Annotated in this window: 21 protein-coding genes; 11 read left to right on the forward strand and 10 right to left on the reverse strand. The window is 65.9% G+C overall.

The annotated features are described in order from the left end of the window. Nucleotides 1-247: 247 nt before the first annotated feature. On the forward strand, nt 248-1,348 hold the full coding sequence (locus ACFFF7_RS10120; protein ID WP_379481230.1) for a M23 family metallopeptidase: 1,101 nt from the start codon (nt 248-250) through the stop codon (nt 1,346-1,348). A gap of 4 nt (nt 1,349-1,352) precedes the next feature. After that, nucleotides 1,353-1,709, forward strand: a complete 357-nt coding sequence (locus tag ACFFF7_RS10125) for a bactofilin family protein (protein WP_379481231.1) — start codon at nt 1,353-1,355, stop codon at nt 1,707-1,709. A 22-nt stretch (nt 1,710-1,731) separates the two neighbouring features. Here ACFFF7_RS10125 and ACFFF7_RS10130 read toward each other — a convergent pair whose 3' ends face one another. From ACFFF7_RS10130 to ACFFF7_RS10140, 3 genes are all read right to left on the reverse strand, one after another. Continuing rightward, the gene (locus ACFFF7_RS10130; RefSeq protein WP_379481232.1) at nt 1,732-3,414 is read right to left on the reverse strand and encodes a long-chain-fatty-acid--CoA ligase; all 1,683 of its coding nucleotides are present in this window, start codon (nt 3,412-3,414) and stop codon (nt 1,732-1,734) included. 60 nt (nt 3,415-3,474) lie between these two features. Continuing rightward, a complete protein-coding gene (locus tag ACFFF7_RS10135) occupies nt 3,475-4,176 on the reverse strand; it encodes a DUF1013 domain-containing protein (RefSeq protein ID WP_379481233.1) in 702 nt (233 codons plus the stop codon). A gap of 102 nt (nt 4,177-4,278) precedes the next feature. Further along, the gene (locus ACFFF7_RS10140; protein WP_379481234.1) at nt 4,279-5,283 is read right to left on the reverse strand and encodes an NAD(P)H-quinone oxidoreductase; all 1,005 of its coding nucleotides are present in this window, start codon (nt 5,281-5,283) and stop codon (nt 4,279-4,281) included. Nucleotides 5,284-5,387: 104 nt separating this feature from the next. Between ACFFF7_RS10140 and ACFFF7_RS10145 the strand changes: the two genes are divergently transcribed. The 6 genes from ACFFF7_RS10145 to ACFFF7_RS10170 all read left to right on the forward strand — a co-directional run bounded on the left by ACFFF7_RS10145 (nt 5,388) and on the right by ACFFF7_RS10170 (nt 13,825). Then, nucleotides 5,388-5,588, forward strand: a complete 201-nt coding sequence (locus ACFFF7_RS10145) for a DUF1192 domain-containing protein (protein ID WP_379481235.1) — start codon at nt 5,388-5,390, stop codon at nt 5,586-5,588. 134 nt (nt 5,589-5,722) lie between these two features. Further along, nucleotides 5,723-8,113, forward strand: a complete 2,391-nt coding sequence (gene clpA / locus ACFFF7_RS10150; protein WP_379481236.1) for an ATP-dependent Clp protease ATP-binding subunit ClpA — start codon at nt 5,723-5,725, stop codon at nt 8,111-8,113. A gap of 10 nt (nt 8,114-8,123) precedes the next feature. After that, the gene (locus ACFFF7_RS10155) at nt 8,124-9,875 is read left to right on the forward strand and encodes a M1 family metallopeptidase (RefSeq protein WP_379481237.1); all 1,752 of its coding nucleotides are present in this window, start codon (nt 8,124-8,126) and stop codon (nt 9,873-9,875) included. A gap of 35 nt (nt 9,876-9,910) precedes the next feature. Continuing rightward, nucleotides 9,911-10,915 carry a ligase-associated DNA damage response exonuclease gene (locus ACFFF7_RS10160; protein ID WP_379481238.1) on the forward strand — a complete coding sequence of 335 codons (1,005 nt, stop codon included), beginning with the start codon at nt 9,911-9,913 and terminating at the stop codon, nt 10,913-10,915. Further along, on the forward strand, nt 10,915-12,525 hold the full coding sequence (locus tag ACFFF7_RS10165) for a cisplatin damage response ATP-dependent DNA ligase (RefSeq protein ID WP_379481239.1): 1,611 nt from the start codon (nt 10,915-10,917) through the stop codon (nt 12,523-12,525). The genes ACFFF7_RS10160 and ACFFF7_RS10165 overlap by 1 nt, the downstream gene beginning before the upstream one ends. Nucleotides 12,526-12,562: 37 nt before the next feature. Next, nucleotides 12,563-13,825, forward strand: a complete 1,263-nt coding sequence (locus ACFFF7_RS10170) for a SulP family inorganic anion transporter (protein ID WP_379481240.1) — start codon at nt 12,563-12,565, stop codon at nt 13,823-13,825. Here ACFFF7_RS10170 and ACFFF7_RS10175 read toward each other — a convergent pair. From ACFFF7_RS10175 to ACFFF7_RS10205, 7 genes are read right to left on the reverse strand one after another with little or no spacing between them, the layout of a single operon-like run. Continuing rightward, a complete protein-coding gene (locus ACFFF7_RS10175) occupies nt 13,822-14,103 on the reverse strand; it encodes a DUF167 domain-containing protein (RefSeq protein WP_379481241.1) in 282 nt (93 codons plus the stop codon). The two genes, ACFFF7_RS10170 and ACFFF7_RS10175, sit on opposite strands and share 4 nt — an antisense overlap. Next, nucleotides 14,084-14,650 (reverse strand): gamma carbonic anhydrase family protein, encoded by a 567-nt coding sequence (locus ACFFF7_RS10180; RefSeq protein WP_379481242.1) that lies wholly within the window; start codon nt 14,648-14,650, stop codon nt 14,084-14,086. The genes ACFFF7_RS10175 and ACFFF7_RS10180 overlap by 20 nt, the downstream gene beginning before the upstream one ends. After that, nucleotides 14,647-16,866: a spermidine synthase gene (locus ACFFF7_RS10185; protein WP_379481243.1), complete on the reverse strand. Its 2,220-nt coding sequence runs from the start codon at nt 16,864-16,866 to the stop codon at nt 14,647-14,649. Before ACFFF7_RS10185 ends, ACFFF7_RS10180 begins: the two co-directional genes overlap by 4 nt. Then, nucleotides 16,863-17,441 carry a GNAT family N-acetyltransferase gene (locus ACFFF7_RS10190; protein WP_379481244.1) on the reverse strand — a complete coding sequence of 193 codons (579 nt, stop codon included), beginning with the start codon at nt 17,439-17,441 and terminating at the stop codon, nt 16,863-16,865. The genes ACFFF7_RS10185 and ACFFF7_RS10190 overlap by 4 nt, the downstream gene beginning before the upstream one ends. After that, nucleotides 17,423-17,977 carry a GNAT family N-acetyltransferase gene (locus tag ACFFF7_RS10195; protein WP_379481245.1) on the reverse strand — a complete coding sequence of 185 codons (555 nt, stop codon included), beginning with the start codon at nt 17,975-17,977 and terminating at the stop codon, nt 17,423-17,425. Before ACFFF7_RS10195 ends, ACFFF7_RS10190 begins: the two co-directional genes overlap by 19 nt. Beyond that, nucleotides 17,974-18,969, reverse strand: a complete 996-nt coding sequence (gene hemB / locus ACFFF7_RS10200) for a porphobilinogen synthase (RefSeq protein ID WP_379481246.1) — start codon at nt 18,967-18,969, stop codon at nt 17,974-17,976. The genes ACFFF7_RS10195 and hemB overlap by 4 nt, the downstream gene beginning before the upstream one ends. A gap of 52 nt (nt 18,970-19,021) precedes the next feature. Then, entirely contained in the window at nt 19,022-20,611 is a 1,590-nt protein-coding gene (locus tag ACFFF7_RS10205; RefSeq protein WP_379481247.1) for a peptidoglycan DD-metalloendopeptidase family protein, read from the reverse strand. Nucleotides 20,612-20,773: 162 nt separating this feature from the next. Between ACFFF7_RS10205 and ACFFF7_RS10210 the strand changes: the two genes are divergently transcribed. Genes ACFFF7_RS10210 through fdxA form a run of 3 tightly spaced genes read left to right on the forward strand, consistent with a single transcriptional unit; the run spans nt 20,774 to nt 23,965 of the window. Beyond that, entirely contained in the window at nt 20,774-23,314 is a 2,541-nt protein-coding gene (locus tag ACFFF7_RS10210; RefSeq protein ID WP_379481248.1) for a helicase-related protein, read from the forward strand. A gap of 7 nt (nt 23,315-23,321) precedes the next feature. Continuing rightward, nucleotides 23,322-23,630 (forward strand): RNA-binding S4 domain-containing protein, encoded by a 309-nt coding sequence (locus ACFFF7_RS10215; RefSeq protein ID WP_379481249.1) that lies wholly within the window; start codon nt 23,322-23,324, stop codon nt 23,628-23,630. Then, entirely contained in the window at nt 23,627-23,965 is a 339-nt protein-coding gene (fdxA, locus tag ACFFF7_RS10220) for a ferredoxin FdxA (RefSeq protein ID WP_379481250.1), read from the forward strand. The genes ACFFF7_RS10215 and fdxA overlap by 4 nt, the downstream gene beginning before the upstream one ends. Nucleotides 23,966-24,056: the final 91 nt, after the last annotated feature.

Consider the following 24,056-nt stretch of genomic DNA (forward strand, 5'->3'; position numbering starts at 1 on the left):
GCATCGGATGCGCATTCGCGCTCTACTGCAGTGCCGCAATTGACCCTGATGTCAGCATCGCAAACGACTCGTCGCGCGAGTCCGTCGACTCAACGCCGCAAGCTCATTGCGGATTCGCCACGGCCAATCCCACCTGCTAGCCGCCCGCCGGGTAGAGAAAAAGGGACTCGGGGTCGTCTTGCAAAAATTGGCCGTTGGCGGATTTAAGGACCGCTTGCGGAGCTGGTTTCCGGATCGCGAGTTTTTCATGCGATCGCAGGGCCAGGTCCGTTTCATCAAGATTTCCGCGCGCTTGCAGATGATCGCTGCCGGCACCGCCGCTGCCTTGCTGGCGGTGTGGCTGGTGACCATGGCCGCCATGGCGATTTCCGGAATCCTGTCGACCCGTGACCGGTTGGCGCTGCTCGATCGCGAAGCCAAGGTCGCCAGTTCGGAAAGCCGGGTCAACGCCTATCGCGGCAATGTCGACAAGGTCCAGCAGGACCTGACCAAGCGTCAGGACTACATCGAACAGCTGGTTCAGGCGCACCTGGGCGACCTGCCCAAGGATGCCCAGGCCGGCGAAACCGTTTCCAACAGCAGTGCCGCTGCCGCCGATACGGTCAAGAAGGTCTCGCTGACCCTGCCCGAAGCGGCCGGCCTCGCCCGTCTCGAGGCGCGGCAGCTGGCCTTTGTCGAGGCGCTGACCCGCCTGGCCGATCGCCGCGCCGCCAGCGCCGAACAGCGCCTTGCCGCGCTGGGTCTCAACCCCCGCGCAATGCTGGCTTCAGCAGATGATCGCACCGCCCAGGGTGGTCCGCTGATCAAGCTTGCCACCTCGATCGACGGCTCGCTCGATCCGCGATTCCAGCGGCTCGGGCTGAGCCTGGCGCGGATGGACGCGCTGGAGCGTTCGGTCCGCGGCCTGCCGCAGGTCCTGCCGGCCAGCCTTGAATATATCTCGTCCGGATTCGGCTTCCGCGCCGATCCCTTTACCGGCGCCGGCGCGTTTCACCCTGGCCTTGATTTCCGCGGCCCGATCGGCGCGCCGATCTATGCTGCAGCGCGCGGGACGGTCAGCTTTGCCGGGCAGCGCAGCGGCTATGGCAACTGCGTCGAGATCGATCACGGCAATGGCCTGATCACGCGCTATGCCCACATGTCGGCATTTCGCACCGTGGTCGGCAAGGCGGTCGGTCCAGGCGAAGTCATCGGGCTGATCGGCAGCACTGGCCGTTCGACCGGGCCGCATCTGCATTTCGAAGTCCGTATCGGCGATCGTCCGGTCAATCCGCGTCCCTTTCTGGAGGCAGCGCCCCATGTTTTCGAAGAAACCCGCGTCGCCGTCGGCGCCCAGACCGCAAGGTAAGACAATGGCCAGTTCAACCTTCTCCGTCTTCGGTTCGGACATCCGCATTACCGGCGATGTTCACGCTTCGGCCGACCTGCACATCGACGGGCACGTCCAGGGCGATGTCACCTGCACCGCGCTGGTCCAGGGTGAAGGCAGCGAGATCCAGGGCGCGGTCAAGGCCGAGACGGCCCGCCTTTCAGGCACGGTGCGCGGCACCATCAGCGCGCGCGATCTGGTGATCCTGAAGTCTGCCCGAATCCACGGCGACGTCCATTACGATTCGCTGACGATCGAACAGGGCGCACAAGTCGACGGCCGTTTCGCCCCCCGCGCGGCTGGCGAAGACAGCACCGTGGTCAGCCTCGCGGCGAGCTGATACTTTTCCCACCGGGAGAGGATTACAAGACCTCGGCGCGCAGAGCCTTGCGGTCGAGCTTGCCGATCATCGTCTTGGGCAGGCTTTCACGCACGACCACCTGATCGACCCGCTCGTGCTTGCCCAGCCGAGAATTGAGCCAGTCGCGCAGGCTCTCGCCGCTATCGGTGCAGCCTTCCTTCAGCGTGACATAGGCCCGCGGGCTTTCGCCGCGGTAGGTATCGGGCACGCCGATCACCAGCACTTCCTTTACCGCGGGATGGTGCTCGATCACGGCCTCGACCTGGCTGGGGAAAACCTTGAATCCGCCAACTGCGATCATGTCCTTGATCCGGTCGACGATCTGCAGATAGCCCTGGGCATCCAGCGTTGCGACATCCCCGGTGCGCAGCCAGCGGCCGTCGGACCGTTCGGCAAAAGCCGCTGCTGCCGCTTCGGGCCGGCGCCAGTAGCCGCGCATCACCTGCGGCCCCTGGATCGCCAGCTCACCCGACTCACCAGACGGCGCGTCCAAGGAAGGATCCTCCTTGTCGAGCAGGCGGATCCGCGTCGCCGGGAGCGGCTGACCGATTGTCCCGACGCGGTTTTCCCCTTCGTAGGGATTGGTCGAAACCACGCCCGAAGTTTCGGTCAGCCCATAGCCTTCGACCAGCCGCGCGCCCGTCGCCGCTTCAAAGCCCTGCTTGACCGGGGCAGGCAGCGGTGCCCCGCCCGAAATGCACACCCGAAGCGACGAAAAATCGGTCCGGGCGATATGCGGATGATCGAGCAGTGCCTGATACATCGTCGGCACGCCGGGCATTGCCGTCGCCTTGACTCGTGCCAGCGTCTTGAGCGCCTGGCCAGCCTCGAAACGCGGCAGCATGGCAATGCAGCCGCCGTTGGCGACGGTGCGGTTGAGCACGCAGACATTGGCGAAAACGTGAAACAGCGGCAGAACCCCCAGGATCACATCGCGTTCGCCCTTGTGCGGATCGATCGCCTGGACCTGGCGGGCATTGGCTGACAGGTTCTGGTGCGTCAGCATTGCACCTTTGGGCGTGCCGGTGGTTCCGCCGGTATATTGCAGCAGGGCCAGATCCTCTTCCGCGTCGATCACGACAGTCGCCGGCGCGGCTTCGCTCAGCACGTCGGCCCAGCGGTGGACATCGCCCTGAACCGGAATCCGGGTCAGCGCCTTGCGTCCGGCTACCCGCAGCGCCAGCGCCTTGGTCCAAGGCAGCATGGCGGCCAGCGAGCCAACCACCAAATGCTCCAGTGCGGATCCCTCCAGCACGCGGAGCGCCGTCGGCAGCAGGGCCGCGGAATCGATCGTCACCAGTACCCGGGTTCCCGAATCGGCAACCTGCGCTTCCAGTTCGGGAGCGGTGTAGAGCGGACTGAAATTGACCGCGACTGCGCCGGCGATCATCGCCCCGTAATAGGCCGCGACATAGATGGGCACGTTGGGCAGATAGAGCCCGACGCGGTCGCCCTTGACGATCCCCAGCGCCTGCAAGCCCGCGGCAAAGGCACAGGCATCGCGGTGCAGCTGTGCATAACTGTAGCTGCGCCCCAGGAACTCGACCAAAGGCCGATCGCCATGATCGCGCGCCGCCTGGCCGAAGAAATCGGGCAGCGACAGCGGTGCGTAGTGGCTGTCCCACGCACAGGGGTGCGCATAGGCGTTGCGCCAGGGTTCGGGGACGACGTTATTTACATCCATGTAAAAAGCTTAGCCCCACCCACCGGGGCAGGGCAAGCTCTGGCATGGGCGCAGCGGCGGTTATTCCTCGCCAGCGGCTTCAGCAGCCCGCTTGGCTTCAAGCCAGGCAGCGGCTTCGGCTTCCTGCGCGGCCTCGGCAGCAGCCTTGGTCTGGGCGTCGCGTTCGGCGCGCAGTTCCTCGATCAGGCTGGCACGGTCATCGCCAAGGCGCGCGTCGTCGCCGGCCTGATCGTCAAGCCCGGCCTTCTTCGCCGCCTTCGCGACGATCGCATCCAGCTCGCGCTGGCTGCACAGACCCAGGGTAACCGGATCCTTGGGCTGGATATTGGCAATGTTCCAATGGCTGCGGTCGCGGATCGCGGCAATCGTGTTGCGGGTCGTGCCGATCAGCTTGCCGATCTGGGCATCGCTGATTTCGGGGTGCGCGCGCAGGATCCAGGCGATGCCGTCGGGCTTGTCCTGGCGCTTCGACACCGGGGTATAGCGCGGTCCCTTGGTGCGGTTCACCGTCACCGGAGCCTTCTGCATCTTGAGCGAATAGGTCGCGTCGGCCTGGCCCTTTTCGATTTCGGCCATGGTCAGCTCGCCCGAGCGGACCGGATCGCGCCCGGTATACTTGCTGCTGGCCAGATCATCGGCCATGGCCTGGACTTCAAGGATGTGCAGGCCGCAGAACTCGGCGATCTGTTCGAACGACAGCGCAGTGTTGTCGACCAGCCACGAGGCGGTCGCATGCGGCATCAGCGGGGTGGGCTGGGTCACGGGGATTCTCCGTCAGAAATAGATAGGGCCGCCCCTTGCGGAGCGGCCGTTCGCCAGGTGATCTAGGCGGATTCGCTGCAAAGGGCAAGAATTGAAACCGCCCTAGCCCGCCTGCAGCACGATCTTTCCGATATGGTCGCCCGCTTCCATCCGGGTGTGGGCCGCGGCGGCCTCGGCCAGCGGGAAAGTGCGGTCCATCACCGGGCGCAGTTGGCCCGATTCGACGAAGGGCCAGGCGTTCCCGGCGATCTCCTGCGCGAGCAATGCCTTGAACGTGTTGGAGCGCGGCCGCAGGGTCGATCCGGTCAGCATCAAACGGCGGCGCATGACCTCAGCCATGTTGATAGTTGCCTGCAGCCCACCCTGGACGGCGATGGTCACGTGGCGGCCATCGTCGGCCAGGCATTGCAGATTGCGCGCCACATAGTCCCCGGCGACCATGTCGAGCACCATGGCCACGCCCTTGCCGTCGGTCAGACGCTGAACTTCGGCGACGAAATCCTGCGCCTTGTAGTCGATCGCGTGGGCCGCGCCGATCTCCAGCGCCGCGGCGCACTTGTCCGCCCCGCCGCAGGTGACGATGACCTTCACCCCGAACAGCTTGCCGAGCATGATCGCCATCGAACCGATCCCGCTGGTCCCGCCATGGACCAGGATGGTCTCGCCATCGCCGACATAGCCGCGTTCGAACACGTTATGCCACACGGTGAACAGCGTTTCCGGTAGCGCCGCAGCTTCGGCCAGCGAGAGGCCTTCGGGCACCGGCAGGCACACCGCCGCTTCGGCCAGGCAGTATTCGGCATAGCCTCCGCCGGCGACGAGGGCGCAGACCTGCTGGCCGTCCATGGCCGAATCGACCCCCGGTCCGCGCGCCACGATCGTACCGGACACTTCAAGTCCGGGGATCGGCGAGGCACCCGGCGGGGGCGGATAGAAGCCCATGCGCTGGATCACGTCGGGGCGGTTGACCCCGGCATAGGCGACCCGGATCAGCACCTGGCCTTCGCCGGGCTGCGGCATGGCCACGGTTTCGCCCCGCAGCACCTCGGGCGCGCCAGGCGCGTGGAAGCCGATTGCCGTCATGGTCTCAGGAAGTTGTCCCGTCATGCCTGCCCCCCGTGACCGGCGCTGTTGCCGTTTCGTCACTCCTGCGCGCCCCTATCGCCGTGACGTGTTGACAGCAAGGACAACTGCTCCGATTCTGCCCCCGGATGGAAGACGACCTGCCCCGCGCAAAAGGCGATGCCGCCGATCTGCTGGCGAAGGAATTGCTCGACCCCTATTCGCAGGACGAGCTGGCTGCGCGGATCGAATTGCTTGAGGCGGAGATCGTCCGGGTCCGCGCCCACCGCGACAAGGTGGCGGCGCACCGCACGGCCGCCGACGCCCTGTTCCGGCCGCGATCCGACTGATGGAATCGCGCCCGGCCCTTTTCGCGCTGGCGGCCGCTTCCCATATAGATTTGGTTAACCAAGTCCGTTCATATTCTCCGGCAAGCCGAACCTTACCAACCGGAGCCACCATTCCCCTCGAAAGAGACCGATAGATGCCCAGTTTCGCGCAAAGCCTCGAGAAGACCCTGCATTCCGCGCTTGCCAATGCGTCGGACCGCAGCCACGAATATGCCACGCTGGAGCATCTGCTGCTTGCCCTGATCGACGATCCGGACGCAGCCCAGGTGATGCAGGCCTGCGGGGTCGATCTGAGCGAACTGGGCGAGGTGGTAAAACAATACCTCGACCAGGAATATCAGTCGCTCAAGACCCAGGAAAAGGGCGATCCCGCCCCGACCGCGGGCTTCCAGCGGGTAATCCAGCGCGCGATCCTCCACGTCCAGTCCTCGGGCAAGGACACCGTGACCGGCGCCAACGTGCTGGTCGCGCTGTTTTCCGAACGCGACAGCTATGCGGTCTATTTCCTCCAGCAGCAGGACATGAGCCGGCTCGACGCGGTCAGCTTCATCAGCCACGGAATCGGCAAGGGTGGCAAGCGGATCGAGGACCGCACGCCCAAGGGTTCGGCCGAAGAAACCCCGGCCCAGGAAGAAAAGGCCGCGGCCAAGGACGGCAAGAAGGATTCCGCGCTCGACCAGTTCACCGTCAATCTCAACGAGAAGGCGCTGGGCGGCAAGATCGATCCGCTGATCGGACGCGGACCCGAGGTTGACCGGACGATCCAGATCCTCTGCCGCCGCTCGAAGAACAACCCGCTCTATGTCGGCGATCCCGGCGTCGGCAAGACCGCCATTGCCGAGGGCCTGGCGCGCAAGATCGTCGAAGGCGACGTGCCCGAAGTGCTGGCCGAAGCGGTGATCTACTCGCTCGACATGGGCGCGCTGCTTGCCGGCACTCGCTATCGCGGCGATTTCGAGGAACGCCTCAAGCAGGTCGTCAACGAGCTTGAGAAGATGCCCCACGCGGTGCTGTTCATCGACGAAATCCACACCGTGATCGGCGCCGGGGCGACCAGCGGCGGGGCGATGGATGCATCCAACCTGCTCAAGCCGGCGCTCAGCGGCGGGACGATCCGCTGCATCGGTTCGACCACCTACAAGGAATTCCGCAACCACTTCGAAAAGGACCGCGCGCTGCTGCGCCGCTTCCAGAAGATCGACGTCAACGAACCCACGGTCGAGGACACGATCAAGATCCTCAAGGGCCTGCGCACCGCCTTCGAGGAGCACCACAAGGTCAAGTACACCCCCGAGGCGATCAAGACCGCGGTCGAGCTGTCGGCGCGCTACATCAACGACCGCAAGCTGCCCGACAAGGCGATCGACGTGATCGACGAGGTCGGGGCGATGCAGATGCTGGTCCCGCCGAGCAAGCGCAAGAAGACCATCACCGGGCGCGAGATCGAGGCGGTGATCGCGACCATGGCGCGGATCCCGCCCAAGTCGGTGTCGAGCGACGACCGCACCGCGCTTGAGCACCTCCAGCGCGATCTCAAGCGCGTCGTCTTCGGCCAGGACCAGGCAATCGAGGTGCTGTCTTCGGCAATGAAGCTCAGCCGCGCCGGCTTGCGCGATATGGAAAAGCCGATCGGCTCGTTCCTCTTCTCCGGTCCGACCGGGGTCGGCAAGACCGAAGTGGCCAAACAGCTCGCCGATATCCTGGGCATCCCGATCCAGCGTTTCGACATGTCCGAATACATGGAACGCCATTCGGTCAGCCGCCTGATCGGCGCGCCTCCGGGCTATGTCGGCTACGATCAGGGCGGCCTGCTGACCGATGCCGTCGACCAGCAGCCGCACTGCGTCCTGCTGCTCGACGAAATCGAGAAGGCCCACCCCGACCTGTTCAACATCCTGCTGCAGGTGATGGACAACGGCCGCCTGACCGACCACCACGGCAAAACCGTCGATTTCCGCAATGTCGTGCTGATCATGACCACGAATGCCGGGGCCAGCGACATGGCGCGCCAGGGTATCGGCTTTGGCGATGTCAGCAAGGAAGACGCCGGCGACGAAGCGGTCAAACGGATGTTCAGCCCCGAATTCCGCAACCGGCTCGATGCGATCGTGCCCTTCGCCTATCTTGGCAAGGAAACGATCAGCCGCGTGGTCGACAAGTTCGTCCTGCAGCTGGAATTGCAGCTGGCCGACCAGAACGTCCATATCCAGTTCGACAGCGATGCGCGCGAATGGCTGGGCGATCGCGGTTATGACAAGCTCTATGGCGCGCGGCCGATGGCCCGCCTGATCCAGGAGAAGGTCAAGCAACCGCTGGCCGAGGAACTGCTGTTCGGCAAGCTGCGCCATGGCGGCGAAGTCCACGTCTCGGTCAAGGACGCGGCGCTGGCCTTCGAGCTGACCCCGGCCCCGCCAAAGTTGCCGCGCGGCGCCAAGGCCAAAAGCGAGGCCGTTGCCAGCAAGGCGAAGGCCAAAGCCAAAAAGCCCAAGGCAGCCCCAGAAACCAGCGACGACAGCGCCGACTGACGTGTCGGCAATGCGGCTGGGGGCACTGCTCTCGTTCCGCGCCCTTGGCGCGGCAGCCTTGACTTGCGCCCTGACCGGACCTGCCCTCGCGCAAACCGCCGATGTGCCGCTTGCCACGCGCACCGGCGAAAGCGATCTGCCGCTGACCGTCAACCAGGCCGCGACCGGGCTCGACGCGCTGGACCTGGCCTTGCGGGTTGACCCGGCGTCGACAACGATTGCCGGCACCGCCCGCTACAGCCTGACCGCATTGGCGCCGCTAGCCCGGCTCGACTTCGATCTTGACCCGCGCTTCGCCATTTCCGCGGTATTGGTCGACGGTGCCGCGGTTCCGGCCGAGCGCTGGCGCAACGACAAGGGCCTGTTTTCGGTCGACCTGGCCGACACCGCGGCCAAGGGCACCAGGATTGCGCTTGAGATTCGCTATGCCGGCAGGCCGCACAAGGCGATCAAGCCGCCGTGGCAGGGCGGGTTCGTGTGGAGCCAGACCCCGAGCGGCCAGCCGTGGATCGCCACTGCCGTTCAGGGCGAAGGCTGCGACCTGATCTATCCGTGCATCGACAATTCGCAAAAGCGCATCGGCGTGATCGACGCAGCAGTCACCGTGCCGGCGCCGCTGGTCGCGGCGGGCAACGGCAAGTTCGTGGGGCGCAGCGACGAGGCCGGCTGGACCACCTGGAAATGGCAGACCCGCAATCTCAACACCTATGCCCTGGCGCTGAATATCGGGCCCTATGAGACTGTCGAGCGCACCTATCGCAGCCGCTTCGGCAACAGCTTTCCGGTGCAGTTCTGGCACCTGCCCGGCAACGGGGCGAAAGCCGCCGCGCTGGTCGATCAGATGGTCGGCTTTCTTGACTTCTTCGAGCGCACGATCGGACCCTATCCCGCCGGCGCCGAAAAGGTCGGGCTGGTCGAAACCCCGCACCTGGGCATGGAGCACCAGACGATCAATGCCTATGGCAACGACTTCAAGCTGGCGCCGGAAGGGTTCGACTGGCTGATGCACCACGAATTTGCCCACGAATGGTTCGCCAACCAGCTGGCCGAGACCGAACCCAAGCACATGTGGCTGCAGGAAGGGCTGGGCAGCTATATGCAGCCGCTCTATCTGGAACAGACTAGGGGCACGCTCAATTATCACGTCAGTCTGTGGGACATGCGCAAGAAGATCGTCGCCAAGGTCCCGCTGGTCCCGGAGGGGCGTCTATCCAGCGCCTATTACAACGACAAGGACGCCGGCTGGGGCGGCGACATCTATTACAAGGGGGCCTGGATTGCCCATACCTTGCGCGGCCTGATCGGCGACCGGGCTTTCTTCGCCACCTTGCGCCGGGTGACCTATGGCCGCGACGATCCGCGGCCGGGCAATTTCGTGCCGGTCTACCGCACCAGCGACGATTTCCGGCGTGAGACGGAAAAGGCCAGCGGCAAGGACTTGGCTTGGTTCTTCGATGCCTATCTGCGGCAAGGCCCGTTGCCCCGGCTGAGCGCCACGCGCAACGGCAAGCGGCTGGACCTTGCCTGGACCACAGCGGGCGGCACCCCCTTTCCCATGCCGGTCGAGGTGCGGGTCGGGCAGCGCATCGTCCGCGCGACGATGACCGGCGGGCGCGGCAGTGTGCCATTGGGCGAGGATCTCACCGACTTCACGCTCGATCCCGCCAATCGGATCCTGCGTGACGATCCGGCCATCACCGCGTGGCAAGCGCAGGAGAAGGCCGCGAGCGAAGCCAAGGCCAAGACAGCGGCAGCGCAATGAGGGAACTGCGCCGCCCCGTGCCTCGTTAGAACCCGGTGTCCGCACCCTTTTCCTGGATCAAGGCAGAGCCGATGGGCATCCGCGTGGTGCCGGCCGATTGCTGGATCGATCCGGCGCGCGCCGTCGATACCGCGCTGGTCACCCACGGCCACGCCGATCATGCCCGCGGCGGCCATGGCCGCACCCTCGCCACGCCGCAGACCCTCGCGATCATGCAATTGCGCTATCAAACCGAGACCGGAGCGGTGCCGGTGGCCTATGGCGAAACGATCCGCCTGCCTGGCGGCGTGAGTGCGACGTATCAGCCGGCAGGCCACGTGCTGGGTTCGGCACAGATCCTGCTGGAGCACGCCGGAGAGCGGGTGGTCGTCACCGGCGACTACAAGCGCCGCAGCGATCCGACTTGCCCACCCTTCGAGCCAATCCCCTGCGATGTGTTCATCACCGAGGCGACCTTCGGCCTGCCGATCTTCCACCACCCGCCGATCGAGGAGGAGATCGCCAAGCTGCTAACCGCGCGTGCGGCCAATCCGGAGCGCTGCGTGCTGATCGGCGCCTATGCCCTGGGCAAGGCCCAGCGGGTGATCGCCGAACTGCGGCTGGCCGGCTACGCCGAGCCGATCTACCTCCATGGCGCGCTGGAGAAGATGTGCCGGCTTTACGAGGATCTGGGCGTTGGGCTGGGCGATCTGCGCCCGATTGCCGGGCTGCCCAGGGCGGCATTGCAGGGCCAGATTGCGCTGTGCCCGCCCTCCGCGCTCAACGACCGCTGGAGCCGCCGCCTGCCCGATCCGATCACCGCCATGGCATCGGGCTGGATGCGGGTGCGCCAGCGCGCCCGGCAGAAAAACGTCGAACTGCCCCTGATCATTTCCGATCACGCCGACTGGGGAGAGCTGACCCGCACCATCAGCGAAGTGAATCCGGCCGAGACCTGGATCACCCATGGCCGCGAAGACGCGCTGCTGCGCTGGTGCGAGCTCAACCAGCGCAAGGCCCGCGCGCTAGCGCTGGTGGGTTATGAGGATGAGGACGATTGATGGAGCGCTTTGCCGCCCTGATCGACGCGCTAGTCTATACCCCGTCGCGCAATGCCAAGCTGGCGCTGCTCGCCCGCTATCTGCGTGAAACCCCCGATCCGGACCGCGGCTGGGCCCTGGCTGCGCTGACCGACGGGCTGGACTTTCCCGCGATCAAGGCCTCGACCATCCGGGCGCTGCTGATGGAGCGCGTCGATCCGGTGCTGTTCCAGATCAGCCGCGACTATGTCGGCGATACTGCGGAAACCGCTAGCCTGCTGTGGCCTGAGACGGTTAAGCCGACGGCTCCTGCGCCGAGCGTCAGCGAAGTGGTTGCCGCACTGTCCGCGGCCAACCGCACCACCGCGCCGCGCGTCCTGGCCGATCTGCTCGAGCGGCTCGATTCCTCAGGTCGCTACGCGTTACTCAAACTCGCGACCGGGGCGATGCGCATCGGCATTTCGGCGCGGCTGGCAAAAACCGCCTTCGCCCAGGCCTTTGGCGTCGCGGTCGACGATGTCGAGGAGTACTGGCACGGCCAGGCTCCGCCATACCTGCCGCTGTTCGAATGGGCCGCGCACGGTGCGCCCGCGCCGCGCAGCGACGAACTGCCGCTGTTCCGCCCGTTCATGCTGGCGCACCCGCTTGAGGCTGCGGAACTCGATCTTGCCGACTACGCGGCGGAATGGAAGTGGGACGGGATCCGCGTCCAGCTGGTCCATGTCGCCGGGGAAACGCGGGTTTATTCGCGTTCGGGCGATGACATCACCGCGACCTTCCCGGAACTGGCCCCGGCGCTGACAATCCCCGCCGTGCTCGACGGCGAACTGCTGGTGCGCGGCAACCATCAGGGCGGCGATGCCAATGAACGGACCCAGGGCGGGGCGGCCAGTTTCAACGCGTTGCAGCAGCGACTGGGCCGCAAGACCGTGTCGAAAGCGATGCTGGCCGACTATCCCGCCTTTGTCCGGCTCTACGACGTACTGGTGCTGGAAGGTGAGGATCACCGCCCGCGCCCATGGAGCGAGCGCCGCGCAGTGCTGGAGGGGCTGGTGCCGCGGCTCGATCCCGACCGGTTCGATCTGAGCGCGGTGATCGAAGCGGCCAGCTTTGCCGAGCTGACCGTGATCCGCGACCGCGCCCGCGACGATGCAATCGAAGGCGTCATGCTCAAGCATCGCGACAGCCCCTATGTGCCGGGGCGCAAGACCGGGCTGTGGTACAAGTGGAAGCGCGATCCGCTGCTGATCGACTGCGTGCTGATGTACGCCCAGCGCGGGTCAGGCAAGCGCAGCAGCTTCTATTCCGATTTCACCTTCGGGTGCTGGGACGGCGATCCCGATCAGGGGGCCGAGCTGCTGCCGGTCGGCAAGGCCTATTTCGGTTTCACCGACGAAGAGCTCAAATGGCTCGACCACCATGTCCGCCAGCACACCGTGAACCGCTTCGGACCTGTGCGCGAGACCGACAAGAGCCTGGTCTTCGAGGTCGCGTTCGATTCGGTCCATGCCAGCAAGCGCCACAAATCTGGCGTCGCCATGCGCTTTCCCCGGATCAGCCGCATCCGTCGCGACAAGCCGGCGCACGAGGCCGACCGACTCGATGCGCTGAAGGCGCTGATCCGGGACTGAACTTGCCTTCGGCCGGCTGGGCGCTTAGCGACCGGTCATGAAACCCAAGCTGCTTACGACGCTGCCTGAAACCACCCCTGCCTTGCTGGGTGCGGACTTGCTCGCCGGGATCACGGTGGCGATGGTGGCGATCCCGCTCAGCATTGCCATCGCGATTGCCTCGGGCGCACCGCCTGCAACCGGCCTGATCACCGCGATCGTCGGTGGTTTCCTGATCTCGTTGCTTGGCGGCAGCCGGGTTCAGATCGGCGGGCCGACCGGCGCATTTATCGTCGTCGTCTATGGGGTGATTGCCGGCCACGGCTACGACGGCCTGGTACTAGCGACCCTGATGGCAGGCGTGATCCTGTTGCTCGCCGGGCTGCTGCGCGCCGGCAACCTGATCGCCTATGTACCCGAAGCCGTGGTCAACGGTTTTACCATCGGCATCGCGGTGATCATCGCAGCCAGTCAGTTCAAGGATCTCCTCGGTCTGGATGTGGCAAAGGTTCCAGCCGATTTCCTCGACAAGCTTCCGGTGCTGTGGGCGGCGCGGGCGACGCTCAATTGGGCGGCGGTGGGCGTCGGGCTTTGCGCACTGGCACTGATCGTCGCGCTGCGCCGCCTGTTCCCCCGTTTGCCGGGCCTGATCGTGGCCATGGCTCTCGCCTCGATGGCAGTCGTTGCGCTCGGACTGCCGGTCGATACGATCCATTCACGCTACGGCGACTTGCCGCAGCACTTGCCCTTGCCTGCGATTCCCGCGATTTCGCTGGCACGGCTGACCGAGTTGCTGCCCTCGGCGCTGACGATCGCCTTTCTTGCCGCGATCGAATCGCTGCTCTCGGCGATGGTCGCGGACCGGATGATAGGCAGCAGCCACCGCCCCAACGCCGAAGTGCTGGCGCAGGGCTGGGCCAACATTGGCTCGGCGCTGTTTGGCGGTTTGCCTGCAACCGGCGCGATAGCGCGCACCGCCACCAACGTCCGTGCCGGTGGAAAGACACCGCTTGCGGGGGTATTTCACGCGGTGATAATCCTGCTGGTAATGCTGCTGGCCGCGCCGCTTGCCGGGTATCTGGCGATGCCGGCTCTAGCTGCCTTGCTGCTGATGACTGCCTGGAACATGAGTGAGCCGCACAAGTGGCGCGGCTACTGGTCGGCGCCGCAGAGCGACAAGGTGCTGCTGCTTCTCACACTTGCGCTGACCGTGCTGGCCAATCTGACCCTGGCGATCGGCGTGGGGGTTGCCTTAGGTCTGGCCTTGCGCCTGCGAGCGGCAAGCCCCGCCGCGCCGGACTGGACCGGGCCGGATCGTTAATCGGGAAGCTGGAACAGCTTTTCGCGCACAGTTGCGCCGCGCAACAGTTGAAGTCGTGACGTCGCCACGCCCAGTGCGGCCGCCAGCAATTCCGTGACTTCGGCTGTGGCCTTGCCATCTTCGGGCCGCGCCCGGACTTTGGCCAGTACGCGGCCATCGACGACTTGGAGCGCCTCGCAGCGGGCACCCGGAGTCACCCGTACCGCCAGACGCCCGGCGCTGTCCGCCTGCGCGCGGATCACCGCAGCGACGGGAAGATCAGGCCTGGGTCGCGCCATCGACTGCAGCACGATGATGCCGCCCGTTTTCGACATAATGCGCGGTACCGAGGCGCATACCGGCGATGGCGATATCGTCCAGCTCGCGCATGAACCGGGCCGGGCGGCCGCCCCACAGCTGGCGGTCCTCGATCACCTTGCCTTCGGTCAGCATGGCCCCGGCGGCAAGCATCGCATCGCTGCCGATCCGCGCCTTGTTCATCACGATCGCGCCAAGCCCGACAAAGCCGCGATCGGCGATCGTGCAACCGTGGATCATCGCCATGTGGCCGATCAGCACGTCTTCGCCAATGATCGTCGGCGAACCATCGGGATCGCCGGGCCGGGGCGGGTCGCAGTGGATCACGCTGCCGTCCTGGACATTGCTGCGCGCCCCGATGACGATCCGGCTGACATCGGCGCGCAGGACGCAGTTGTACCAGATCGAAACCTCCGGACCGATTTCGACATCGCCGATGATCCGGCAACCCGGAGCGATAAAGGCGCTGTCATGGATCCGCGGCGTTTTGCCGTGAATCGGAATGATCGAGACGTCAGGCCGGTTCAACGATGTCCTCCCAGAACGGTATGCCACTGGACGAAAGGCAGGATCGAGGCGTGATCGTCGGTCCAGACCCTCGCGGCCGGGCGGCCAAGCGCCTGCCAGGTTGCCGATCCGCTCTGCTTTTGCAAGGCCGCGAGTGCTGCGGGATCGCGGCTGAGCACCACCCAGGTCGAGCTGGTGTAGCCCGCATCCGCCGATGGCTCATCGTTGCGCACGATCGCTTGCAGGCCGCGCTTGTTCGCCGCCGCCGACAATACCGGGGCAAGATCGATGAAACGGTTGGAGATATGAATCAGCAACAGCCCGCGCGGAGACAGAGCGCGTTCATAGACCCCCATCGCCTCGTCGGTCAGCAGATGCATCGGGATCGCGTCGGAGGAAAAGGCATCGACGGCCAGAAGATCGAACGTGTTCGGGGCAACCTTGGCCAGCTCGATCCGCGCATCACCCAGCACCACACGGGCATCTGGCGCGCAGTCCTTCAGGAATGTGAAGGTTCGGTCCTGAGAATAGGCGAGGACCAGTGGGTCAATCTCGAAGAAAGTCCAGGCCTCGCCCGCCTTGTGATAGCAGGCCAGTGATCCGGCCCCCAGCCCAACCACGCCCAGCCTGGCGCCGGGGCCATAGATATCGGGCGCATGGGCAAAGGCCAGACCCGCCCCGGAAGTCGGACCGTAGTAGGACAACGGCATAAGGCGCCGGGCCGGCTCGGTCGATTGCATGCCGTGCAGCGTGGTGCCGTGAACCAGGGTCCGCAGCCTTTCGGATGGCCGATCGTGAACCGTGTAAATCCCGAAATAGCTGCGCTTGCGCAAACCATCGAGCGATTCGCGCATGGTCAAGAAGCCGCCCTGGGCGAACATCGCCCACAGCATGACCAGCAGAACCAGACTACGCCACTGGCTGACCAGCAGCCCGGCAATGACGACTCCGCCCATCCACAGCGCCGCCGTGCCGCGATCGCCGCCGTCGCGGACCACCAGGAAGATCTGCCACGAGCAGAACAGCGCAAGAACCAGGGCGGACAGCCGCAGCAGATGATGCGAAGACGGTTCAAGTCCGGGCAAGCGCCGCCAGTCGAAGCGTTCCGACGCTGGCATAAGCAGCGCAGCGGCGAGGACCAGAATCGGATGCTCCCACGCCCAATCGAAGGCGAGCGGCGCGATCAAGGCCGTGAACAGCCCGCCCAGCACGCCGCCAGCCGACATGATCAGGTAAAACAGCGTCAGCTGTGACGTTGCCGGGCGCAGATCGTAGAGCCGACCATGCAGTGCCACGCAAACCAGGAACAGCAGGATGACCGCGGCTATCACCGGGAACAGCGCGCTCGATCCGTGCGAGACCATGGCCAGGGCGCCGGTCGTGAACAGCGCCGGCCAGGCCAGCAGGGTCAGGATCCGCGCCGCGCCGCGCCGCTCGGCAAAGGCGAAGACGAAGCTGAGCAGGTACAGCCCGAGGGGAATGACCCACAGCAGCGGCATGGCAAACAGATCGGTGGTGAGGTGCGTCGTTGTCGACAGCATCAGCCCCGATGGCACCGCGGCGAGTGCCAGCCACAGCAAGATGCGCCGCCGCGAAATCGGCGGTGCGGCGTCGCTTGCCGCTGCAATCGCGGGTGCGGCTGCCGCGCCGCGCCGCGCCAGCGCGCAGAGCATGACCAAGCCAATCAGCAGGCCATAGCCAAGGCTCCACGCCCACGACTGGGCATGCAGGCTGAGCAGCGGTTCGGCGAGCAGCGGATAGGCGATCAGGCCCGAAAAGCTGCCAAGGTTGGATGCCGCGTAAAGTGCCCAGGGCTCCCCCGCGCCGGAATCGGCAGCGAACCAGCGCTGCATCAGCGGTGCCTGCGCCGAGACCAGCAGAAACACCGGACCGATCGACAGCCCCAGCAAGGCTGGAACCCACAGCGCTTCCAGACCGGGCTGCGGCGGCGGCAGGCTGGCCAGTCCAACCGGCAGGGTCAGCGCGGCCACTGCCAGCAGGCCCAAGTGGATCTGCGCCTGGCGGCGCAGCGGCAGGGTGCCCAGCTTGTGCGCGTAGTAATAGCCGCCCAGCAGCAAGGCCTGATAGACCAGCATGGCGCTGTTCCAGACGTTGGGCGCCCCGCCCAGCCGCGGCAGCGCCATGCGCGCGATCATCGGCTGGACCAGGAACAGCAAGAAACTACCCGTCAGGATCGTCGCGACGAACAGGGCCCGCTGTGGGCGCGATGGTGTCATGGTACCGTTTCCTGTTGCGGCCGCGCTGCGGTGTAAACCACATGACGGCAGAGCGGATGCCCCGGCGCAAACCGGGGGTGATCGAAATCGAGTTCGGGACGATGGACCATGCCAATGCGCAACATCAGTCCCCACGACGGCGCGTTGGCGGGCACCGTCCATGCCGCGATCTGCGGTGCAGCGGTGTTGCGCCAGCCCCAGTCCAGCGCCGCCTCGGCAGCTTCGCGGGCATAACCCTGACCCCAGGCATCACGGGCCAGGCGCCAGCCGATTTCCAGTTCGCCGACCACCGGCGTTCCGGCATGGCCGCCGATGCGCAGACCGCAGAACCCCAGGAACCGGGCGTCGTCCAACCGCTCGACAGCCCAGAAGCAATGGCCGTTGATGGCCTGCTCGGCGCCGAGCCGCTCGGCAATCGCGTCGCTTGCCGCCCGATCAATCGGCCCGCCGAGATGCGCCATCACCTCCGGATCGGCGCTCATTTCGGCGAAGGGCGCACGATCGGTCTCGCGCCATGCGCGCAGGATCAGCCGGGCAGTACGGATCCGGGCCTCCATCACGCCCGGGCGTTCCACGCTTCGGGTGCCAGTCGGTAGACCGTCGTCGGATTGTCGGCCGCAGGATAGGCGGGATCGACATAGTCGAGTTCTTGGGCACGGGAAAAACCGAGCCGCGCCATCATGCGAGTCGATTCGGTGTTGGAATCGCTCGTCTGGGCATGGATGGACGGAAATGCCAGCTGCGCAAAGCCATAGCCCAGCACCGCCTGCGCCGCTTCGGTTGCATAGCCTTGGCCCTGGTGGTCCTGTGCCAGCATCCAGCCAATTTCGTGCTGGCCCAGCAGTACGGCAGGCGCAGCTTCAGTTTGCACCACAAACAGACCGACCCGGCCAATCGGGCAGTCATCGTCGCGGCGAAAGACGGTCCACCGGCGCCAGGTTCCGGCGGCGAAGGCTGCAATGTCGGCGGTCAAGCCCGTGGCAACCTCATCGGCGTCGCGAACCTTGCCCCCCAGATAGCGCATCATGCCCGGCGTGTTGATCTCAGCCAGGATGAAGGGGAGATCGCTGTGCTGGGGAGGGCGCAGCACCAGCCGCGCGCTTTCGATCATGCGCCAAGCAACCGTGCGGCATGGGCCGCGTGATAGGTCAGGACGCCGGAGCAACCCGCGCGCTTGAACGCCAGCAATGTTTCCAGGACCAGCGCATCGCGTTCGCCTGCGCCAGCTGCAGCGGCATGTTCGATCATCGCATATTCGCCGCTGACCTGGTAAGCAAAGACCGGCACTTCGAACGCGTCCTTCACCCGCCGGACGATGTCGAGATAGGGCAGCCCCGGCTTGACCATAACGCTGTCCGCGCCTTCGGCCAGATCGAGTTCGACTTCGCGCAGCGCTTCCTCGGCATTGGCCGGGTCCATCTGGTAGGTCTTCTTGTCGCCCTTGAGCAGACCGCGGCTGCCCACGGCATCGCGGAACGGGCCGTAGAAGGCGCTGGCATACTTGGCGGCGTAGGACATGATCTGGACATTGGCGTGGCCGTTTCCTTCCAGCGCCTCGCGGATTGCGCCGATGCGGCCATCCATCATGTCGCTGGGGGCAATGATGTCGGCGCCGGCCGCTGCCTGATTGAGGCTCTGCGCGACCAGCACCGCGACGGTATCGTCATTGCCGACATAGCCGCGGTCATCGATCAGGCCGTCCTGGCCATGGCTGGTATAGGGATCGAGCGCGACGTCGGTCAGCACGCCCAGATCATCGCCGCAGGCCTGCTTGATCGCCTTGATTGCCCGGCACATCAGGTTGTCGGGGTTCAGCGCTTCGCTGCCATTGTCGGTGCGCAGCTCTACCGGGGTATTGGGAAACAGCGCCACCACCGGGATGCCCAGGGCAACGGCTTCGCGGGCGCGTTCGGCAATCCGGTCGACCGACCAGCGCGATACGCCGGGAAGCGAGCCGATCGGGTCTTCCAGCCCGTTCCCTTCGTTCACAAACAGCGGCCAGATCAGGTCGGCTGGTGTCAGCAGGGTTTCGCGGTGAAGCGCCCGGCTCCACGTCGTGGATCGGGTGCGGCGCAGGCGCGTAGCTGGGTAAAATCCGGTCATGGCGCGGATACCTAGGCGAAGATTGGCCGGGTGAAAAGCGCAGGCCCCGGCGTCAATTGCCCAGCCGGTCGATCTCGCGCTGGGCGGCGACGGCAACCGTCGCCTGACGCGGCGCAAGACTGGTCATCGCGCCGCCCGGCGCGATCTGCTTCAGCGCGGCAAGCCGGGCCTTGAACGCAGCGAGTTCGGCGGCATCGACCTGGTTGCTGACAGTGAAGCGAACCGACATCGGATCGACCGGGACGCCGCTGCGATACAACTCGTAGTGCAGGTGCGGGCCGGTCGACAGTCCGGTGGAACCAACATAGCCGATGACCTGCCCGGCGCGCACGCGCATGCCCGGGGAGACCGCGATGCGGCTCATGTGGCCATAGCCGGTGGCATAGCCGCTGCCCTGGTCAAGCTTGACGTAGTTGCCGTGTCCGCCGTGCCAGCCGGCAAAGATTACCGCACCATCGCCAACGGCATAGATCGGCGAGCCATAAGGCGCGCCGATATCGACACCGGCATGGAGCCGCGAATAGCCCAGCACCGGGTGGAAGCGCATCCCGAAGTTCGAGGTGATGCGTCCGCCGATCACCGGCATGATCAGGCCGGTGCGCTGCGCACCCATGCCCGAGGCTTCGAAGAACTGGCCGGAATTGCCCCAGCGCAGCAGCTGCGCCTGCGCGCGGCCATCGCTCTCGAGGCCCGCAAAGAGCAGCTCGCCCACCTGGCTTTCGCCGCTGGCCGAGCGGCGATAGGCGACGATCATGTCGAAGGTATCGCCGGAGCGGACTTCGGTATCGAGGCTGAGATGCTGGTCGAGCACCTGAAGGAACTGCTGGATCGCCCCGATCGGTGCACCGGCGGCGCGGGCCGAACGATAGATGCTGCTGCCAACCGTGCCGCGGATCCGCAGCGGGGTGGTGTCGACCCGAATTGGATGATGTTGCAGCACCAGAGCCGAGCCACTGCGCGCGATTCCCAGATCAAGATCGAAGCGCGCGCGGAAGGTCAGCTTTTCAAGCGGACGCCCGCCAAATTCGCTGGCGGGTTGCCCCAATGTAATATCAACCTGCGTCCCCGGTGCGATCGAATCCGGCGCGACGACGCCGGAAACCAGCCGGGTGACTTGCATGGCCTCACTCGCACCGACCCCGGCGCGTTCGAGCATGCGTTGGAAGCTGTCGCCCTGGCCCAGCGTGGCGGTCAGCTGCATCGTGGTGCGCGGCGCGGCATTTGCCAGCGGAACGACCGCGCTGGTCGCCTTCATCCGCCGACCGCTGTCGCCGCCAAGCGCCAAAGGCTGGATCATCTGGCTGCGGAACTCGTCGCGCGCAGCCGCATCCAGGGCCATCGCGGGGGCGGCGCGGACCGTGGCTTCACCCGGACCGATGACCAATGCCAGTGCGCCGAGACCAAGCAACGTCGCCAGCCCGCGAAACCAGTCGGCACTGCCGATGCCGTCGGCCAGATCAGTGGTCCAATCGGCCTGGGCAAGATTGACCAGCAAACGGCGACGCCGCGGGGCAATGCGGTCCAGCAAAGGCACGGCAAGAACGCGAAGAGAAGGCGCCGTCACGCCCGGAGCGGCCAGCAACGCCGCACCCGCATGGGGTCCGCCAAGGCCATCTTCCGCCAGTTCGCGCGGCTTGAACAAGTGTGGTGCCCCCGGGATGTCGTGAAACCGGCATCTTCTCTGCACCCGTGATGGTTAAACTTTGCCTAAACCGCGGGCTGAACCGCGCTTTGCCGCCGCGCTGGGGATCGCCGCTGCCGCCCGCTTGCAGCGCCCATGGGGCGGTGCCATCTAGGTTGCGACATGGCCAAGTCTTACCCTCCGGGCAGCAGAACCGACGACAGCCGGATCAAGGCGGTGCTCGGGCCGACCAATACCGGCAAGACCCATCTCGCGATCGAGCGGCTCTGCGCGCATTCGTCCGGCGCGATCGGTTTTCCGCTGCGGTTGCTGGCGCGCGAGGTCTATGATCGGGTCTGCGCGATCAAGGGGGATGACCGGGTTGCACTGATCACCGGTGAGGAACGGATCGAGCCGAAGAACGCGCGCTGGCTGCTGTGCACGGCCGAAGCCATGCCGGTCGGCGCCGATCTGTCGTTCGTCGCGATCGACGAAGCCCAGCTTGGCGCCGACCGCGAACGCGGCCACATTTTCACCGACCGTCTGCTTCACGCCCGCGGCCGGGACGAAACGATGATCCTGGGATCGGCGATAATCGAGCCGCTGGTCCGCGCGTTGCTGCCTCAGGCCGAGATCGTCAGCCGTCCGCGTTTCTCCACGCTGAGCCACAGCGGCGCCAGGAAGCTAAGCCGGATTCCGCCCCGCAGTGCGATCGTCGCCTTCAGTGCCGAGCAGGTCTATGCCGTGGCCGAAATGCTGCGCCGGTTTCGCGGCGGCGCGGCGGTGGTAATGGGAGCCTTGTCGCCTGAGACGCGCAACAAGCAGGTGGCGCTCTACCAATCGGGCGAAGTTGACTATCTGGTTGCCACCGATGCCATCGGCATGGGCCTCAACCTCGATATCGATCACGTGGCGTTTGCCGGCCTGTCGAAGTTCGACGGGGTGCGCCAGCGGCGCTTGCTGACCACCGAAATGGCCCAGATAGCCGGGCGCGCCGGACGCCACCAGCGCGACGGCACCTTCGGGACGCTTTCGGGAACGGGCAGCCATGACGCCGAATTCACCCCGGAAGAAATCTACGCAATCGAGGAGCACCGCTTTGCCCCGCTAACCCGGCTGTTCTGGCGCGAGTCCCGGCCGCGCTTCGACAGCTTGGCGGCGCTGATCGGGGACCTTGAGCAGAAGCCCGAGCGCAGCGAGCTTGCCGCGGCGCCCGAGGCCATCGATCTGGCCGTGCTGAAGCGCCTGGCCGAGGATCCCGACGTCGCTGGAACCGTGCACGGTTCCGCCGCAGTCCGGCGCTTTTGGGAGGCCTGCTCGCTCCCCGATTTTCGCCAGGCCGGTATCGATACGCATTCACGCTTTGTCGCGCGGCTATGGCAGGATCTGCGCGGCGGCCAGCTGGGCGGCGATTTTGTGGCGCGGGCGATTGCCGACCTCGACCGACCCGCCGGCGACATCGACACCTTGCAGATGCGCATCGCGGCAATCCGCTCCTGGGCCTATATCGCGCAGCGACCCGACTGGGTGCTGGCGCGCGACGAAATGGCGGCGCGGGCCAGGGCAGTTGAAGCAAGGTTGTCCGATGCCTTGCACGCACGGTTGACCGAGCGCTTCGTCAATCGCCGTACCTCGGTGCTGTTGAAGAAGCTGGGCGGCGATGCAGGCCTTCTGCCGGTGACGATCAAGGACGATAGCGTGCTGGTCGATGGCGAGCCGATCGGCCAGCTGGCCGGCTTTCGTTTTCGCGTCGATCCGCAGGCCCGCCTGGCCGACCGCAAGCTGCTGCTCGCTGCGGCCGAGCGGCATCTGCCGGCCCTGCTCGATGCGCGCGGCAGGGCGCTTTTGACGGCGATCGGCGCGGGCGGCGAGGGTCTGAGCCTGCAAGGTACCGGGATCCTGTGGGATGGGGAACGCGTTGCGCTGCTCACCCCCGGCCGTTCGGTGCTTGGACCGCACGTCGATTGCACAGCTACGCTGGCTAGCCTGACCGGACCGCTTCGCAAGGACATCGAGCAGGCGCTGTCCGCGTGGCTTGGCGATGCGCTGGCTGCGCTAAAACCGCTGCACGTGCTGCAGGAAGCCAGTGTCGGCATTGCCGGCGGACCCGAACTGCGCGCCCTGCTGATCCGTCTGGTCGAGGCGGGCGGCATGCTAGTGCGCAGCGAGTCCGGGATCGACCGGCTGGGCAAGGAACAGCGCGACCGCTTGCGCCGCCTGGGTGTAACGGTAGGCGCGCTCGACCTGTTCGTCCCGGCAATGCTCAAGGGGCCGGCGCTTGAGGCGTGGCGGTCATTGCAAGCGGTGCGCGGTACAGAGATACCGGCGATTGTCCCGGGCATGCCACCGGTTATCGCGCTGCCTGACAAGGCGGCTGCGCCGCCAGGCTATCGCGCGCTGGGCAAGCAAGCGCTCCGCCTCGATATCGGGGAAAAGCTGCTTCGTGGTGCCCATGGGGCCCGGGTTAACGCAGGCAACAAGCCGTTTGTCATCGATCCCGCGCTCGCCGTGTCGACGGGGTTGTCGACGCTCAGCTATGCGCAGCTGCTGCGGCTTGGCGGCTTTACGGCCAGTGTTCCGCGCCCCTTGGCGGCGCGCCAGTTCGGGCCGCCCATGCCGCCACGCTGGCGCTGGCGCCCGGCGCGACGCGTGGATCGTGACGCCGTTCCGCAACCACCGCCGCCTGGCGGTGCCTTCGCGGACCTGGCCACGCTTGTGCGGTAAAGGCGCCGTGCGGATCGACAAGCTGCTATGGTTCTTGCGGCTGACGCCAACGCGCAGCGCCGCCCAGGCGCTGGTCGATCAGGGCCACATCCGCATCAACGGCCGCCGCGTCGTCCGGTCGGCTCAGCCTGCAGTGGTGGGTGACGTGCTGGTCCTGCCCCTACCCCGCGGTGTCATCGTGATCGAGCTGATCGCCCTGCCGAACCGCCGCGGACCTGCGAGCGAAGCGCAATCATGTTACCGCGCGCTTGACGAGCGCGAGGCAAATCCCATAGCAGGGGCAAAGCCAACGCCTGAGGGAACACAACTGTCATGACCTATGTCGTCACCGACGCCTGCATCAAGTGCAAGTACATGGACTGCGTCGAGGTCTGCCCGGTCGACTGTTTCTATGAAGGCGACAATATGCTGGTGATCAATCCCAGCGAATGCATCGACTGCGGCGTGTGCGAACCCGAATGCCCGGCCGAAGCGATCCTGCCCGATACCGAAAGCGGACTGGAACAATGGCTTGAGCTCAACGCCAAGTTCTCCGCCGAATGGCCGAACATCACCACCAAGAAGGATTCGCCGGCCGATGCCGACGATTTCAAGGGCGTCGACGGCAAGTACGACAAGTACTTCTCACCCGAACCCGGCGAAGGCGACTGAGCGCCGCGGGCACCTGCGAATCGGTGCGCGTTTTGCAACTGATGCGGACTGCAGCGGCAGAAAAAGCCGCCTGACGGCGCGGAATTCTGCG

The sequence above is a fragment of the Novosphingobium aquiterrae genome (assembly GCF_042434435.1).
GTDB lineage: Bacteria > Pseudomonadota > Alphaproteobacteria > Sphingomonadales > Sphingomonadaceae > Novosphingobium > Novosphingobium aquiterrae.